Origin of the sequence: Comamonas sp. MYb396 (assembly GCF_037479555.1) — a bacterium.
GTDB lineage: Bacteria > Pseudomonadota > Gammaproteobacteria > Burkholderiales > Burkholderiaceae_C > Comamonas.
In genome coordinates this window covers 265,193-280,183 of the sequence record NZ_JBBGYU010000006.1, presented here as the reverse complement: position 1 = coordinate 280,183, position 14,991 = coordinate 265,193, and the positions used below count along the sequence as shown (strand labels likewise).

General features: G+C 63.8%; 14 protein-coding genes and 1 riboswitch. Of the genes, 4 read left to right on the top strand and 10 right to left on the bottom strand.

Features of this window, described 5'->3' with window-relative positions; all coding sequences use genetic code 11:
- Positions 1-87: 87 nt before the first annotated feature.
- The gene (locus tag WH265_RS15810) at positions 88-1,071 is read left to right on the top strand and encodes a Bug family tripartite tricarboxylate transporter substrate binding protein (protein WP_339558900.1); all 984 of its coding nucleotides are present in this window, start codon (positions 88-90) and stop codon (positions 1,069-1,071) included.
- 134 nt (positions 1,072-1,205) lie between these two features.
- Here the strand turns inward: WH265_RS15810 and tyrS are convergent, their stop codons facing one another.
- Positions 1,206-2,438 carry a tyrosine--tRNA ligase gene (tyrS, locus tag WH265_RS15805; RefSeq protein WP_339558899.1) on the bottom strand — a complete coding sequence of 411 codons (1,233 nt, stop codon included), beginning with the start codon at positions 2,436-2,438 and terminating at the stop codon, positions 1,206-1,208.
- Positions 2,439-2,685: 247 nt separating this feature from the next.
- Between tyrS and WH265_RS15800 the strand changes: the two genes are divergently transcribed.
- Positions 2,686-4,050: a M23 family metallopeptidase gene (locus WH265_RS15800; RefSeq protein ID WP_339558898.1), complete on the top strand. Its 1,365-nt coding sequence runs from the start codon at positions 2,686-2,688 to the stop codon at positions 4,048-4,050.
- 110 nt (positions 4,051-4,160) lie between these two features.
- Positions 4,161-5,282, top strand: coding sequence for an anhydro-N-acetylmuramic acid kinase (locus WH265_RS15795; protein ID WP_339558897.1), 1,122 nt, complete (start codon positions 4,161-4,163; stop codon positions 5,280-5,282).
- Positions 5,283-5,300: 18 nt separating this feature from the next.
- Here WH265_RS15795 and mdtD read toward each other — a convergent pair whose 3' ends face one another.
- The 4 genes from mdtD to rplM form a co-directional block, all read right to left on the bottom strand.
- On the bottom strand, positions 5,301-6,725 hold the full coding sequence (mdtD, locus tag WH265_RS15790) for a multidrug transporter subunit MdtD (protein ID WP_021026898.1): 1,425 nt from the start codon (positions 6,723-6,725) through the stop codon (positions 5,301-5,303).
- 98 nt (positions 6,726-6,823) lie between these two features.
- Entirely contained in the window at positions 6,824-7,189 is a 366-nt protein-coding gene (erpA, locus tag WH265_RS15785) for an iron-sulfur cluster insertion protein ErpA (RefSeq protein ID WP_021026899.1), read from the bottom strand.
- A 174-nt stretch (positions 7,190-7,363) separates the two neighbouring features.
- Complete coding sequence (rpsI, locus tag WH265_RS15780) at positions 7,364-7,756, bottom strand: 30S ribosomal protein S9 (protein WP_021026900.1); 393 nt, start codon at positions 7,754-7,756, stop codon at positions 7,364-7,366.
- A gap of 11 nt (positions 7,757-7,767) precedes the next feature.
- Complete coding sequence (rplM, locus tag WH265_RS15775) at positions 7,768-8,196, bottom strand: 50S ribosomal protein L13 (RefSeq protein ID WP_021026901.1); 429 nt, start codon at positions 8,194-8,196, stop codon at positions 7,768-7,770.
- A gap of 332 nt (positions 8,197-8,528) precedes the next feature.
- On the opposite strand from rplM, the gene WH265_RS15770 reads away from it, so the two are divergent.
- Positions 8,529-9,416 carry a 23S rRNA (adenine(2030)-N(6))-methyltransferase RlmJ gene (locus WH265_RS15770; protein ID WP_021026902.1) on the top strand — a complete coding sequence of 296 codons (888 nt, stop codon included), beginning with the start codon at positions 8,529-8,531 and terminating at the stop codon, positions 9,414-9,416.
- A 105-nt stretch (positions 9,417-9,521) separates the two neighbouring features.
- Here the strand turns inward: WH265_RS15770 and WH265_RS15765 are convergent, their stop codons facing one another.
- The 5 genes from WH265_RS15765 to WH265_RS15745 all read right to left on the bottom strand — a co-directional run bounded on the left by WH265_RS15765 (position 9,522) and on the right by WH265_RS15745 (position 14,955).
- The gene (locus tag WH265_RS15765) at positions 9,522-10,370 is read right to left on the bottom strand and encodes a septal ring lytic transglycosylase RlpA family protein (RefSeq protein ID WP_339558896.1); all 849 of its coding nucleotides are present in this window, start codon (positions 10,368-10,370) and stop codon (positions 9,522-9,524) included.
- Positions 10,371-10,440: 70 nt separating this feature from the next.
- Positions 10,441-11,268: a methylenetetrahydrofolate reductase [NAD(P)H] gene (gene metF, locus WH265_RS15760; RefSeq protein WP_021026904.1), complete on the bottom strand. Its 828-nt coding sequence runs from the start codon at positions 11,266-11,268 to the stop codon at positions 10,441-10,443.
- 24 nt (positions 11,269-11,292) lie between these two features.
- Positions 11,293-12,495, bottom strand: coding sequence for a TlyA family RNA methyltransferase (locus WH265_RS15755; RefSeq protein WP_339558895.1), 1,203 nt, complete (start codon positions 12,493-12,495; stop codon positions 11,293-11,295).
- A gap of 134 nt (positions 12,496-12,629) precedes the next feature.
- Positions 12,630-14,060 (bottom strand): adenosylhomocysteinase, encoded by a 1,431-nt coding sequence (gene ahcY, locus WH265_RS15750; RefSeq protein ID WP_339534961.1) that lies wholly within the window; start codon positions 14,058-14,060, stop codon positions 12,630-12,632.
- A gap of 73 nt (positions 14,061-14,133) precedes the next feature.
- Positions 14,134-14,232: riboswitch (S-adenosyl-L-homocysteine riboswitch) on the bottom strand.
- Between the two features lie 18 nt (positions 14,233-14,250).
- A complete protein-coding gene (locus tag WH265_RS15745) occupies positions 14,251-14,955 on the bottom strand; it encodes a response regulator (protein WP_182344951.1) in 705 nt (234 codons plus the stop codon).
- Between the last annotated feature and the right edge of the window lie 36 nt (positions 14,956-14,991).

Below are 14,991 nucleotides of genomic sequence, written 5' to 3'. Positions count from 1 at the left end.
GCCTGAGCACCCTCCCTACAGTCAAAGCGGCTGCATGCGCGTTCCACGCCCGCAGGCAGCCACCTATAACGACACAAGGAGACAGCCATGTTCAACCCTCGCTTTGCCCGCCGGCGGGCGCTGGCGCTGTGTGCGGCGCTGCTCGCGGGCGCCGCCAGCCCGGCGCTGCAGGCCCAGGACTTTCCCAGCAAGCCCATCAAATTCATCGTGCCCTTTGGGCCGGGCAGCGGCACCGATACGTCGGCGCGCTACTACGCCAAAAAGCTGCAGCAGCTCAGCGGCCAGCCGGTGGTGGTGGAGAACCGGCCCGGCGGCAATGGTTTTATAGCGGTCAAGCAGGCCTTGTCGGCCCCGGCCGATGGCTACACCGTCTTTATTGGCAGCAACTCCACCCTGGCGGTGAACACAGCGCTGTTCAAGGAGCTGCCCTATGACCCGCAAAAGGACTTTGCACCGCTGACGATGATGATGCGCGCCCCGGCCATCGTCGTGGCGCCGGGGGATGCCGATACCAGGCAGCTCAAGGATCTGGTGGCCAAGGCCCAGGCCAGCCCTGGCAAGATCAACTTTGGCGCGGGCTCGGCCGGCTACCAGCTGATGGGTGAGCTGTTCAACGATGTGGCCAAGGTGCAGACGGTGCATGTGCCCTTCAAGGGCGCGGGCGAAGTCGCTACCGCTGTGGCCGGCCACACGGTGGATTACGCCTTTGCCGAGGCCACCTCGGTGCAGGAGCTGATCAAGGCCGGGCGGCTGACGGGTCTGGCCGTCGCCTCCGACAGCCGCGTGGCCGCCCTGCCCCATGTGCCCACCGCCCGCGAAGCGGGCCTGCCCGGCATCGAGGCCTACACCTGGGTGGGCGCGATGGTCAACAGCAAGACGCCGGCGGACACCAGCGCCAAGCTGGCGGGCTGGTTCATGCAGATTGCGGCCGAGCCCGAAACCCAGCAGTTCTATGCCAACCTGGGCGCCACGGCGATGAGCGGCGGCCCGGCGCAGATGCGCCAGTTCCAGGCCGATGAGATTGCGCTGTGGAAGCGCATTGCGACCCAGGCCAAGATCGAGCTGCAGTAGGTCTGCCTGCTGACTGGCGCATGCCAGCAGCCGTCAAAAAGAAGCGCTCAGAAAAAAGAGCCGCTTCCCCACAAAGGGAAGCGGCTCTTGGATCAAACAGCCAGCCGGGCCAGACCAGCCCGGCCAACCCAGCTTTAGGCCAAGGTCACGCGGGCAAACTTGCGCTTACCCACTTGCACGACAAAGCTGCCGGCGGGCAGCTTCAGGCCCTTGTCTTCGATCACCACGCCGTCCACCCGCACACCGCCGCCGTCGATCAGGCGGTTGGCTTCGCTGGTCGAAGGGGCGAGGTTGGCCTGCTTGAGCAGGGCGCCAATGCCCAACGGCGCGCCGCTGAGCGCGACTTCGGGGATGTCGTCCGGGATACCGCCCTTGCTGCGGTTGATGAAATCCTGCTCGGCCGCCTCGGCTGCAGCGGCGCTGTGGAAGCGCGCGGTGATTTCCTTGGCCAGCAGCACCTTGGCGTCCTTGGGGTTGCGGCCGCCTTCGATCTCCAGCTTGAGCGCGGCGATTTCCGGCAGGCTCATGAAGGACAGCAGCGTGAACCAGTCCCACATCAGGTCGTCCGAGATCGACAGCACCTTGGCGAACATGGTGTTGGCGTCTTCGGTGATGCCGATGTAGTTGTTCTTGGACTTGGACATCTTGTGCACGCCGTCCAGGCCCACCAGAAGCGGCATGGTCAGCACGCACTGCGATTCCTGGCCGTACTCGGCCTGCAGATGGCGGCCCATCATCAGATTGAACTTCTGGTCGGTGCCGCCCAGCTCCAGGTCGCTCTTGAGCGCCACCGAGTCATAGCCCTGCAGCAGCGGGTAGAGAAACTCGTGCAGGCTGATCGAGCTGCCTTCGTGGAAGCGGGTGTGGAAGTCGTTGCGCTCCATCATGCGCGCCACGGTGTACTTGGCCGACAGCTCGATCATGCCGCGCGCGCCCAGCTTGTCGCACCACTCACTGTTGTAGCGCAGCTCGGTCTTGCTCGGGTCGAGCACCTTGTAGGCCTGCTCGCGGTAGGTCTCGGCATTCACCTGGATCTGCGCCGCAGTCAGCGGCGGCCGGGTGCTGTTGCGGCCCGACGGGTCGCCAATCAGGGTGGTGAAATCGCCGATCAGGAAGATCACGGTATGGCCCAGGTCCTGCAGCTGGCGCATCTTGTTGAGCACCACGGTATGGCCAATGTGGATGTCCGGGGCGGTGGGATCCAGGCCCAGCTTGATGCGCAGGGGCACGTCCGTCGCCTCGGATTTGGCCAGTTTTTTGACCCATTCCTCCTGTGGCAGCAGCTCATCCACCCCACGCAGACTTACCTGCAAAGCCTCTTGCACACGGTCGGTAACAGGGTAAGTTGTAACAGTCGATTGATTCATATGGGGTTTCTCAGGTTGCCAGCAAAGCCGAGGGCGTTATACTGCGTCCCTTGCGTTGCAGCGTTTTATTCTAGCCGCGTCTGTCAGACGATGTCCCAAGGGGACTTCATCCAGACCCGCGAACGCTGCTCATGAAGTTTTTTTGTGCCATCTTGTTAAAAAACACCCTACCGCGCCTGCAGACGCGGTTTGTTTTGGCTCCGACTACGCAGCCGGCAAGATGGCCATCCATAACCGGGATGGAACATTGAACAACGGATTCATCACCGCTGGCAGCCTCGTCATTCGCCAGCTGGTCAATACCGCCCAAGCACACCCCAAGCGTCTCGCTGCAGCCCTCGCCGTCATGTTGATGACTGGCGGCGGCGCCGCTTTTGCCGTGGCTGAGCTGGGCCCCAATCCGTCCGACATGCCAGTGCAGACCGTGGAATACCCCGTCGAGTCGCTGGTTTCGGACATTTCGATCGCAGACCTGGTCGACGGACCAGGTTTTTCTTTGTACCGCACCGATGAAGTGCGCAGCAACGACACGCCGGAATCCCTGCTGCGCCGCCTGGGCGTGGCGGACCCGGCAGCCGCGGCCTTTATCCGTAGCAACGCCAAGGCGCGCAGCGCCATCATTGGCAAGGCTGGCCGCCAGATCACCGCCGAGACCACCCAAAGCCATGAGCTGACCACCCTCACGGTACGCTGGGCCGGTGACAGCAGCGATGTGTTCCAGCGCTTTAGCATCCGCAAGGCCGATGGCAAGTTCGACACCCTGACCGAATTCCTGCCGCTGACCCATGGCACGCGCCTGTCGGGCGGCATCATCCGCAGCTCGCTGTATGCGGCCACCGATGCAGCCAGCCTGCCTGACAACGTCTCGAACCAGATGGTCGAGGTGTTTGCCGACAAGATCGATTTCCGCCGTGCGCTGCGCGCCGGTGACCGCTTCTCGCTGGTCTACGAAACGCTGGAAGCCGATGGCGAGGTGCTGGGCACCGGCCGCCTGCTGAGCGCCGAGTTCCGCAACAACGGCAAGACCCATGAGGCGCTGTGGTTCCAGGACTCGCCCAAGGACAAGGGCGCCTACTACAACTTCGCCGGCGAAAGCGGCGAGCGCAGCTACATCGGCTCGCCGGTCAAATACACCCGCGTCTCCAGCGCCTTTGCGATGCGCGTGCACCCCATCCACAAGACCTGGTCGGCCCACAAGGGCACCGACCTGGCAGCCCCGCAAGGCACGCCGGTGCGCACCGTGGGCGACGGTCTGGTGACCTTTGCCGGCGTGCAAAACGGCTACGGCAATGTGATCTACATCGACCACGGCAACAAGCACGAAACCGTCTACGCCCACCTGAGCCGCATCGCCGTCAAGCAAGGCGCGCGCGTGGGCAAGGGCGACGAGATCGGTGCCGTCGGCCAGACCGGCTGGGCCACCGGCCCACACCTGCACTTTGAGTTCCGCGTCGCTGGCGAGCAGCGTGACCCGCTGGCCATGGTGGCCGAGAGCGAAACCAGCAAGCCGATCAGCCGCCAGGCCCGCGCCAAGTTTGACAACCTGGCCAACAGCATGCGCCTGGCCCTGAACGACCAGATGCTGATGCTCGAGACCAGCGCCAACCAGTAAGCCGTTACGCCCGTCCGCCGGTAAGCAGCACGTAACAGCCGCTGCCGCTGCCCCCAGGCCCCCACAATCTTGGTATTGTTGGGGCCTTTGCTTTTGCACCTTTGAAGACAATGACTGAACGCTTTATGGGCCTGATGTCCGGCACCTCGCTGGATGGGGTGGATGGGGTGATTGCCCAGTGGCAGGACGGCCGCATGGAGGTGCTGCAGTACGCCAGCACCGGTTTTGCCCCCGAGCTGCGGGCCGAGCTGCTGGCGCTCAACAGCGCCGGCGAGCAGGAGCTGCACCGCGCAGCACTCGCGGGCAATGCGCTGGCACGCAGCTATGCGCAGGTGGTCGATCGGCTGCTGGCGCGCAGCGGCCTGCAGCCCGGCGATATCAGCGCCATTGGCGCCCATGGCCAGACCGTGCGCCACCAACCAGGCCTGTGGGATGGCACTGGCTATACCTTGCAGCTCAACAACCCGGCGCTGCTGGCGGAGCTCAGCGGCATTGCCGTGGTGGCCGATTTCCGCAGCCGCGATGTGGCCGCTGGCGGCCAGGGCGCGCCGCTGGTGCCCGCCTTTCACCACAGCGTGTTTGGCGGCGGCGACGCGGCAGGCAGTCTGCGCTGGGTGCTCAATATCGGCGGCATCTCCAACATCAGCCGCCTCGACGGCGATGACATCCGCGGCTGGGACTGCGGCCCGGGCAATGCGCTGATGGACCACTGGTGCCAGCTGAACACCGGCAACCCCTATGACGATGGCGGCCACTGGGCGGCCAGCGGCCAGGTGATTCCGGACTTGCTGGCGGCCTTCATGGAAGAGCCTTTTTTCCAGCTGCCACCGCCCAAGAGCACCGGGCGCGACCTGTTCAACCCCGGCTGGCTGGCCCCGTTGCTGGAGCGCCATGCGCCCGGTGCGGCCCCTGCCGATGTGCAGGCCAGCCTGACCGCCTTCACCGCGCTGGCGATTGCGCAGGACATGCAGCGCCATGGCGCAGCCGAGGGCCAGACCTTGATCGTCTGCGGCGGCGGCGCGCTCAACCAGCAGCTGCTGCAACGCCTGGCGGATCTGCTGCCCGGCATCGCGGTGGACAGTTCGGCCGCACATGGCCTGCCCCCGCAGCAGGTCGAGGCCAGCGCCTTTGCCTGGCTGGCCCGCCAATGCTGGCAGCGCCTGCCCGGCAACCTGCCGGCGGTGACCGGTGCGCGCGGGCCCCGGGTGCTGGGGGCGATCTACCCACGTTGAGCGGCTAAGAATTGACGCTCAAGCATCCCCGCCATCGGGCGCCGGCTTGACCGGCTCATCCTTGTCGAGCTGGCTGAACACCAAGGTGGCAGCCAAGGTCATCAAGGCCACGGTCAGGAAGGTGGCGTGGATGGCGCGCAGCGACTTGTCCGGGTCGGTGATCCAGCGGTCGGCATAGCCTGACAGCAGCGCGCCGGCCAAGGCCACGCCAATGCCCATGGCCAGCATCTGCACCATCGACAAGAGACTGTTGCCGCTGCTGGCAAATTCGCCATCCAGGTCCTTCAGGGTGACCGAGTTCATCGCCGAGAACTGCATGGAGTTGAAGCCGCCAAACACAAACAGCTGCAGCAGCAGCAACCAGGGCGGCTGCTGGGCGCTGGTCAACGCAAAGCTCGCCAGCATGAAGGCGACCATCACCGAGTTGACCTGCAGCACGCGGCGGTAGCCAAAGTGCTGCACCGTCTGCACCGCAAAGCGCTTGACCAGCATGCTGCCCATGACGGTGGCCAGCATCATCATGCCGGCGTTCATCGGTGCCATGCCCAGACCCACCTGCAGCAGCAGCGGAATCAGAAATGGCGCAGCCCCCGTGCCGAAGCGGGCAAACAGATTGCCCAGCAGGCCTACGCGCAGCGAGCGCACGCGGAACAGCATCGGCGGAAACAGCGGCTCGGGCACACGCAGCGCATGCATCCAGTAGCTGGCCAGGCTGGCCAGGCCAAACACCATCAGCACCACGACCATCGCCATGCCCAGGCCCATGCCGGACATGCCATCGAGGGCCACCGAAATGGCCACCATGCCAAAAGACAGCAGCGCATAGCCCAGGCCATCGAACTTGCGCGGCACCGACCAGGTGGTCTCGGGCATCCAGCGGCGCGCGGCCCAGACGCCAAAGAGGCCGACCGGCACATTGATCCAGAAAATCCAGTTCCAGGTCGCCACCTCCACCAGCCAGCCGCCCAGGGTCGGGCCCAGCAAGGGGCCGATCTGGCCGGGAATGGCGATAAAGCTCATCGCGCGGATGAAATCCCCCTTGGGGTGGCTGCGCAGCACCGCCAGGCGTCCGACAGGCAGCATCATCGCGCCGCCCACGCCTTGCACCACGCGCGCGGCGATCAGAAAGCCCAGGCTGGGCGAGAGCGCGCAGAGCACCGAGCCCAGCACAAACAGCGCAATCGCCCACATGAAGACGCGGCGCGTGCCAAAACGGTCGGCGATCCAGCCCGAGGCCGGAATCAGCATGGCCGTGGTCAGCGAGTAGGCGACAATCACCGACTGCATTTTCAGCGGGCTTTGGCCCAGCGAATGGGCCATGGCCGGCAGCGCGATGTTCAGGATCGTGGCGTCGAGCGATTGCAGAAAAAAGGCAATCGCCACCAGCCAGAGCAGGCGCTCCTTGTGGGGCGCAACGGGGCGGGGGGTCAGTTCAGCGGACATGGACAAAACAAAAGCCGCTGGTCAACAGCGGCTTGTGGCAAGGTGGTGGACCAGAAGGCAAGCACAGGAGCAATGCCTTCCATCACAGACTGCGCGGCTTATACCGAGAAGCTCGATCCGCAACCGCAGGTGGTCGTGGCGTTCGGGTTCTTGATCACGAACTGCGCGCCCTGCAGGTCTTCCTTGTAATCGATCTCGGCGCCCAGCAGGTACTGGTAGCTCATCGCATCGATCAGCAGCGACACGCCATTCTTGGTCATGGTCGTGTCGTCGTCGTTGGCAATCTCGTCAAAGGTAAAGCCATACTGGAAGCCCGAGCAGCCGCCGCCTTGCACGAACACGCGCAGCTTCAGATCCGGATTGCCTTCTTCGGCAATCAGATCGGCCACCTTCGCCGCTGCACTGTCGGTAAAGACAATCGGGGTGGGCATTTCCGTCATGGTGTTTTCAGCAACTTCGCTCATGGGAGACGACTCCTGTCTTATTTGATGTACTGCAAAGAATGGTACTCCAATCGCATGTTTCTCGCAGCCTGGGGGCCGGGTGACGCCAATTGCAGTGTGGGAATAGCCCACCCGCAGCGAGCAGCCATAAAAAAAACCGCCCCGAGGGGCGGTTTCTTGGCAAGTAGCCAGCAATTAACGCTTGGAGAACTGCTTTGCGCGGCGTGCAGAGTGCAGACCGACCTTCTTACGCTCGACTTCACGTGCGTCACGGGTCACGAAGCCAGCTTGGCTCAGTTGCGACTTCAGTGCTGCGTCGTAATCGATCAGAGCGCGGGTGATGCCGTGGCGGGTGGCACCGGCTTGGCCGGATTCACCGCCGCCGTGCACGTTGACCTGGATGTCGAAGGTTTCGACATTGCCGGTCAGCACCAGGGGCTGCTTTGCAATCATGATCGAGGTTTCGCGGCCGAAATATTGTTGAATGTCCTTGCCATTCACAACAATCTTGCCGGAGCCCTTCTTCAGAAACACACGGGCGACGCTGGATTTGCGACGGCCGGTGCCATTGTTCCAATCACCAATCATCTCGGGACTCCTTAGATTTCCAGCACTTTAGGCTGTTGGGCGGTGTGAGGATGCTCATCACCACCGTAGACCTTCAGCTTCTTGATCATGGCGTAGCCCAGAGGACCCTTGGGCAGCATGCCCTTGACAGCCTTTTCGAGAGCACGGCCAGGGAACTTCACTTGCATGTCGCGGAAGTTGGTGGCAGTGATGCCGCCTGGGAAGCCCGAATGACGGTAGTACACCTTGTCCGTGTTCTTGGTACCAGTGACCTTGATCTTGGAGGCGTTGATGATGACGATGTAGTCACCGGTGTCAACGTGAGGTGTGTAAATGGCTTTGTGTTTGCCGCGCAGACGGAGTGCCACTTCGCTGGCGACACGTCCGAGCACCTTATCGGTGGCGTCAATCACAAACCACTCGTGTTGCACCTCAGCGGGTTTTGCGCTGAATGTAGACATGAGTTTTCTCTTTCAATAGAGGGTTTGGCGAATCCTTTTCCGCGGTCGGTGCTTCTTCTAGACGCAACTCTCGTCACGCAGGAAGCCTCTTAGGCGGTACTCCCTCACATGCAGCGCCTGGGCACTGCACGCAAAGTCTTCGCCGCGGGATTCATAAAAATCGCTGCGAAGCTCTCCATTATAAAAGTTTTTCGGCAAGACGTAAAGTGCCTCCTTACATCCCACCAATGGACACGGTTCAGGCATTTTTTCGGTGTTTTTGGGGCTTGTAGCAGCTGCTGCATGCCCCTTTGGCGCCGTAGCGTGGCGCATATCGCTACCATTGGCGCCCTATGTTCAGTTACCGCCACGCCTTCCATGCCGGCAATCACGCCGATGTGCTCAAGCACACCATCCTGATTGCCTCCCTGCAATACATGACGCAAAAAGAGGCGGCATTGGTTGCACTGGACACCCATGCCGGGGCGGGCCTGTACCGCCTGGACGGCGACTATGCCACCACCAGCGCCGAGGCCGACGAGGGCATTCGCCGCCTTGAAGGTGCCAAGGACCTGTGCCCGATGCTGCAGGACTATGTGGACATGGTCAAAGCCTTCAACACCAGCAATACCTACAAGGTCTACCCGGGCTCGCCCTTTATCGCGCAGCGGCTGCTGGGCGACCGCGACAAGCTCAAGCTGTTTGAACTGCACCCCACTGACTGCCGCTCGCTGAGTGGCAATATCGCGCAGCTGAAGGCCGGCCGCCAGGTCCAGGTGCTGCTGGAAGACGGTTTTGAGGGCGTGAAGAAATTCTTGCCCCCGCCATCGCGCCGCGCCTTTTTGCTGTGCGACCCCAGCTACGAAATGAAGACCGACTACGGCCGTGTGCTCGACATGGTGGCCGACAGCATGCAGCGCTTTCCCACGGGCACCTATGCGGTCTGGTACCCGATCATTCCGCGCCAGGAAGCCCATGACCTGCCGCGCCGCCTCAAGACCCTGGCCAACAAGTTTGGCAAGAGCTGGCTCAATGCCGAGCTGACGGTCAAGAACAGCAAGATCACCACCGCCATGCGCCAGGGCGAAGAAAAGCGCCCCGGTCTGCCCGCCAGCGGCATGTTCCTGATCAACCCGCCCTTCACCTTGAAGGACCAGCTCAAGGTGGCCCTGCCCCAGATGGCCGAGCTGCTGCAGCAGGACAGCAATGCCGGCTATGTGCTGGAGAGCGGCGGCAAGTAAGCAGCGCAGGCGGGAAACACACCACCGGCCGGGTCAACCCCGGACAGAAAAACGCAGGCCATCGCCAAAGATGGGCCTGCGTTTTTGCTTTTGTGTGCTGCGGTTTTACTTTTTGCGCCGTGCTGTGGGCGCAGCCTTGGCAGGCTTGGCCCGGGCCTTGGTGGCGGGGACCACGGCCCGCACGCGGCCATGGTGTGCCGCGGCCTTGGCGTTCTGGTGACCGCGGGGCGCCGCATCACCGGCCAGTGCCCCGCTGCCGCGCCGCCCGGCCAGCACAAATGAGGGGCAGTCGTCGTCATCGTCGTCCAGGGTCCAGAGCTCCACCGGCTTGATACCCAGGCCCAGCATGCCCAGCTCCTGGGCGGCGCCCTGGCTCAGGTCGATGATGCGGTCGCCCGCATAGGGGCCCCGGTCATTGATGCGCACCACCACCGCCTTGCCGGTGACCATGCTGCGCACGCAGACCTGGGTGCCAAAAGGCAGGGTCTTGTGTGCTGCTGTCAGCCCTTCCTTGTCAAAGCGCTCGCCATTGGCCGTCTTGCGGCCATGGAACTGGCCGCCATACCAGGAAGCCATGCCTTGCTGGTCGGCCGAGCGGTAAGGGTCTTGCTTGAGGGCGGGAGGAATATCGGGCACATCCCAGGGGCGCGAGAGCCCATCGATGCTGCTGAGCGGCGCCGACGGCGGCAGCACCAGGCCCAGGCCTCGGCGCTCACCGGACAGCGCGGCCAGCTCCTCAGGCGCGGTGGAGGTGATGGCCGACTCGGCGGCCGAGCGCTCGGGTGCTGTGAATGCGGCTTCGGGATGCACAGGGCCTTGCGCTGTGCTCTGCGCCACGCCATCGGGCGCCGCGCCATCGCTGTCGCTGGGCACATGCACGCAGCCACCGGCGAGCGCAGCCAGGCTGACAGCGGCCAGCCAGCCTCGGCATCGCGATCGTGTGGATGAGGACAACAGCAACTCCTGGTCTTTCCGCGTTCGGCACATTCGGGGCCACCGCGCTGCAAGACCACAGCGCTGTTGGCTACAGCCCCAGCCGGTCGCAGATCGCCAGTGTGGCTGCGCTTTGGTTCATGGTGTAGAAGTGCAGACCGACGGCACCACGGCGGCGCAGGTCCTCGCACATCTGGGTCACCACATCCAGGCCAAAGGCACGGATGCTGGCAACATCATCTCCATAGCCTTGCAGTCGCAGACGAATCCAGCGCGGGATCTCGGCGCCGCAGGCATCCGAAAAGCGCATCAGTTGCGTCGATCCGGTGATCGGCATAATACCCGGGATGACCGGCAGGTCTACCCCGCGTTTTTGTAAATCTTCTTGAAATCTGCAAAAGGCATCGGCGTTGAAGAAGTACTGCGTAATGGCCGAATCGGCACCGGCTTTCACCTTGGCCAGAAAGGCCTGCAGATCGGCCTCGGGGTTGCGCGCCTGCGGGTGCATCTCCGGATAGGCGGCCACTTCGATGTGGAAATCCTGGCCGAATTCGTCGCGGATAAACGTCACCAGATCGCTGGCGTAGTGGAACTCGCCGCCCAGGCCATAGCCGCTGGGCAGGTCGCCGCGCAAGGCCACCAGGCGCTTGACGCCCATGTCCTTGAGCTGCTGCAGCTGCGCACGAACGGTCTGCTTGGTCGCGCCCACGCAGGAGAAGTGCGATGCCGCATCCACCCCCTCGTCGAGGATGGCCTTGACCACGCCAAAGGTGCCCTCTTGCGTGGAGCCGCCCGCCCCATAGGTCACCGAGCAGAACTGGGGCTTGCGCGCATACAGCGCCTGGCGCACCACGCGCAGCTTGTCAGCGCCCTCGGGCGTCTTGGGCGGGAAAAATTCAAAACTGATGGGAAAGGTCATGGCCGTCTTCCAGGTCGTCAATACTCAGCGCTCGTTGCGTTTTTTCTGCTTGCTGCGTGCCGGGCCGGGCTGGCCAAAGCTGGCCGCTTCCGGGTCCACATACAGCTCCTGCAGATCGCGCTTGGCTCGCATATCGGCCCGCGATGGGCGCTTGGCAGCGGCCTTCTTCGCTGGCGCGGCAGGGGCCTCATCGCTGGCATCGGCTGCCGCAGACGCAGGCAGCTTCACCACGGCGCCTTGCTGGGCATGCACAAAGAACTCGTGGTTGCCGTCACCGCCATCGATGGCCGAATCCATCCATTGCTTGACCTCCAGGCCCAGCTCGGCGAGGCAGGCGCGGATGCGCTGCTCCACCTCGGCGTACAAGGCCTTGTCGCGCACAATGCCGCCCTTGCCGATCTGGCCGGGCTGCAGCTCGAACTGGGGCTTGACCAGCATCAGCAGCTGGCCGCCGGGCTTGAGCACGCTCACCACCGCTGGCAGCACCAGGGTCAGCGAGATAAAGGACAGATCGCCAGTGACAAAGTCAAACTCGGGGCGGATATCGACGTTCTCGGTGCCGGCGCGGCGGCGGCGCTCGACCGGAGCCGTGCCTTCTGCCTTGGCGCGCTGCTTGGCATTGCGCTCGGCCTTGAAGTCCTCGATCTCCTGCTCTTTGGCGTCCTGGCTGTCGTCGTATTCCTCATCGACCTGGCCGCCATTGCGCATCCAGGCATAAGGGGCCACCGGCTGGGTGTCGTTGTCCTCTTCTTCGAGCACGATCTCGGTCAAGGCCAGATCGCAGGCCGCCTGCAAGGACTCAGGCGTCAGCGCGCGGGCATTGAAGCCCTCGACACAGACCACGCGCGCATCGGCGCGCAGGCGCTCGTGCAGTTGCCCCGTGCCCACATCGACACCGATCACCTGCTGGGCGCCGGCCTGCAGCAGGCAGTCGGTAAAGCCCCCGGTGCTCTGGCCCACGTCCAGGCAGCGCAGGTCCCGGACCACCAGGCCCGTCGCGGCCAAGGCGCCTTCGAGCTTCAAGCCGCCGCGCGAGATGTACTTGGCTTCCGAGTCATCGAGCAGCTCCACATCGGCGCCTGCTGGAATCTCGTCCCCGTTCTTGGCCACCTTGATCCAGGGGGCCAGCGAGGTGGTGCGCCATTGCACACCCGCAGCAATCAGGCGCTGCGCCTGCGAGCGGGTCGACGCCAGGCCCGTTTCCACCAAAAACACATCTGCGCGCATGCGCGTTCCTTCAATCAAAACGACCGGCTGGCCCGCCCAAGCGGAGCAGCCCGTCTTCACAACAAATGCCCAACAGGGCTGCAGCGCCTGGCGGCACACAAGGGTGTCACCAGGCGCTGGGATTACCGCTCCATTTAATAACGGTAGGTTTCAGGCTTGTACGGGCCTTCCTTCTTCACGCCGATGTAGTCCGCTTGCGCCTGGGTCAGCTCGGTCAGCTGGGCGCCCACCTTCTTCAGGTGTAGGCGTGCAACCTTCTCGTCCAGCACCTTGGGCAGCACATAGACCTTGCCCACTTCGTAGGCGTCGGGGCGGGTGAACAGCTCGATCTGCGCCAGCGTCTGGTTGGCAAAAGAGTTGGACATCACAAAGCTGGGGTGGCCGGTGGCGCAACCCAGGTTCACCAGTCGGCCCTTGGCCAGCAGGATGATCTTCTTCCCATCGGGGAAGGTGATGTGGTCGACCTGCGGCTTGATCTCCTCCCACTCGTACTTCTCGATCGATGCGACATCGATTTCGTTGTCGAAGTGACCGATGTTGCAGACGATGGCCTCGTCCTTCATCGCGACCATGTGCTCGTGGCGGATGATGTCCTTGTTGCCGGTGGTGGTCACGAAGATGTCGCACTTGTCAGCGGCGTACTCCATGGTCACAACCTTGTAGCCTTCCATCGCCGCTTGCAGGGCGTTGATCGGGTCGATTTCGGTCACCCAGACTTGCGCGCGCAGCGCAGTCAGCGCCTGGGCGCAGCCCTTGCCCACGTCACCGTAGCCAGCCACCACAGCCACCTTGCCGGCGATCATCACATCGGTGGCGCGCTTGATGCCGTCCACCAGCGATTCGCGGCAGCCGTAGAGGTTGTCGAACTTGGACTTGGTCACCGAGTCGTTGACGTTGATCGCGCGGAACAGCAGCGAGCCGTTGGCCGACATTTCGTTCAGGCGGTGCACGCCGGTGGTGGTCTCTTCGGTCACGCCCATGATCTGGGCCGACTTGCGGCTGTACCAGGTCGCGTCCACGGCCAGCTTGGCCTTGATCGCGGCAAACACGATCTTCTCTTCTTCGCTGCCGGGGTTGGCCAGCACGGAGATGTCCTTTTCGGCCTTCTTGCCCAGGTGCATCAGCATGGTGGCATCGCCGCCGTCGTCCAGGATCATGTTCGGGCCTTCGCCTTCGGTGCCCTTGGCGCCGAATTCAAAGATCGCGTGGGTGTAGTCCCAGTAGTCCTTGAGCGACTCGCCCTTGATCGCGTACACGGGCACGCCGGTCTCGGCGATGGCGGCAGCGGCGTGGTCCTGGGTCGAGAAGATGTTGCACGAGGCCCAGCGCACTTGGGCGCCCAGCGCCGTCAGCGTTTCGATCAGCACAGCGGTCTGGATGGTCATGTGCAGCGAGCCGGTGATGCGCGCGCCCTTCAGGGGCTGGGCAGCGGCGAACTCTTCACGCACGGCCATCAGGCCAGGCATTTCGGTTTCGGCGATCTTGATTTCCTTTCGGCCCCAAGCGGCCAGGGAAATATCGGTAATCGCGGAGTCAGCGGGATTGAAGCGAACAGCAGCGTTCATGGTTTTCTCCAAAAATTGAATGAAAAACCACGTTCCGCGGAAGAAGGGAAGGACCATCTCACCGCACAGAAAGCGTGGGTGAGCGTCGTTGCGAGATGAAATCCGAGCCTCACGCCCCAGGGTGGTCTGGCGCCTGGCCAGACTGGGAAACGTTGCAACGCTCCTCGGATGGAGTGCGATTATAAGGGCATCAGCCCTGTAACCCCACCAGGCGGTAGCCCACTTGCAGCTCGGTAAGCAGATGGCGGGGCTGGGCCGGCTCGGCCTCGATCTTCTGGCGCAGGTTGGCCATGTGCACGCGCAGGTAGTGCGGCCGGTCCAGGTATTCCGGCCCCCAGACCTGCAGCAACAGCTGGCGATGCGTCAGCACCCGGCCCTGGCCGGCGATCAGCGCTGCCAGCAGCCGGAACTCGATCGGCGTCAGGTGCACGGCAGCGCCCGCCTGGCGCACCTCGTGCGTGGCCAGGTCCACCTCCACATCGCCAAAGTGCACCGTGCTGCCGGGCTGCTCGCCGCCACTGCGCTGGCTGCGGCGCAGCATCACGCGCAGGCGCGCCAGCAGCTCGGGCACGCCAAAGGGTTTGCTCAGGTAGTCGTCCGCGCCCGCATCGAGCGCCGCCACTTTCTCGTCCTCCTGGTCGCGGGCCGAGAGCACCAGCACCGGCAGGCCGCTCCAGCCGCGCAGCTCGGTGATCAGCGTCTTGCCATCGGCATCGGGCAGGCCCAGGTCCAGCACCAGCGCATCGGGCTGGCGGCTGGCCGCCTCGATCAGGCCACGCCTTGCGCTGTCGGCCTCGAAGACCTGCCAGCCTTCGTCCTCCATGGCCAGACGCACAAAGCGGCGGATATGCGGATCATCGTCCACCAAGAGGATGCGGGGGGCAGCAAGCGTCATGCGCCCGATTGTGACAAAAAACCGGGGTGGTTTGCG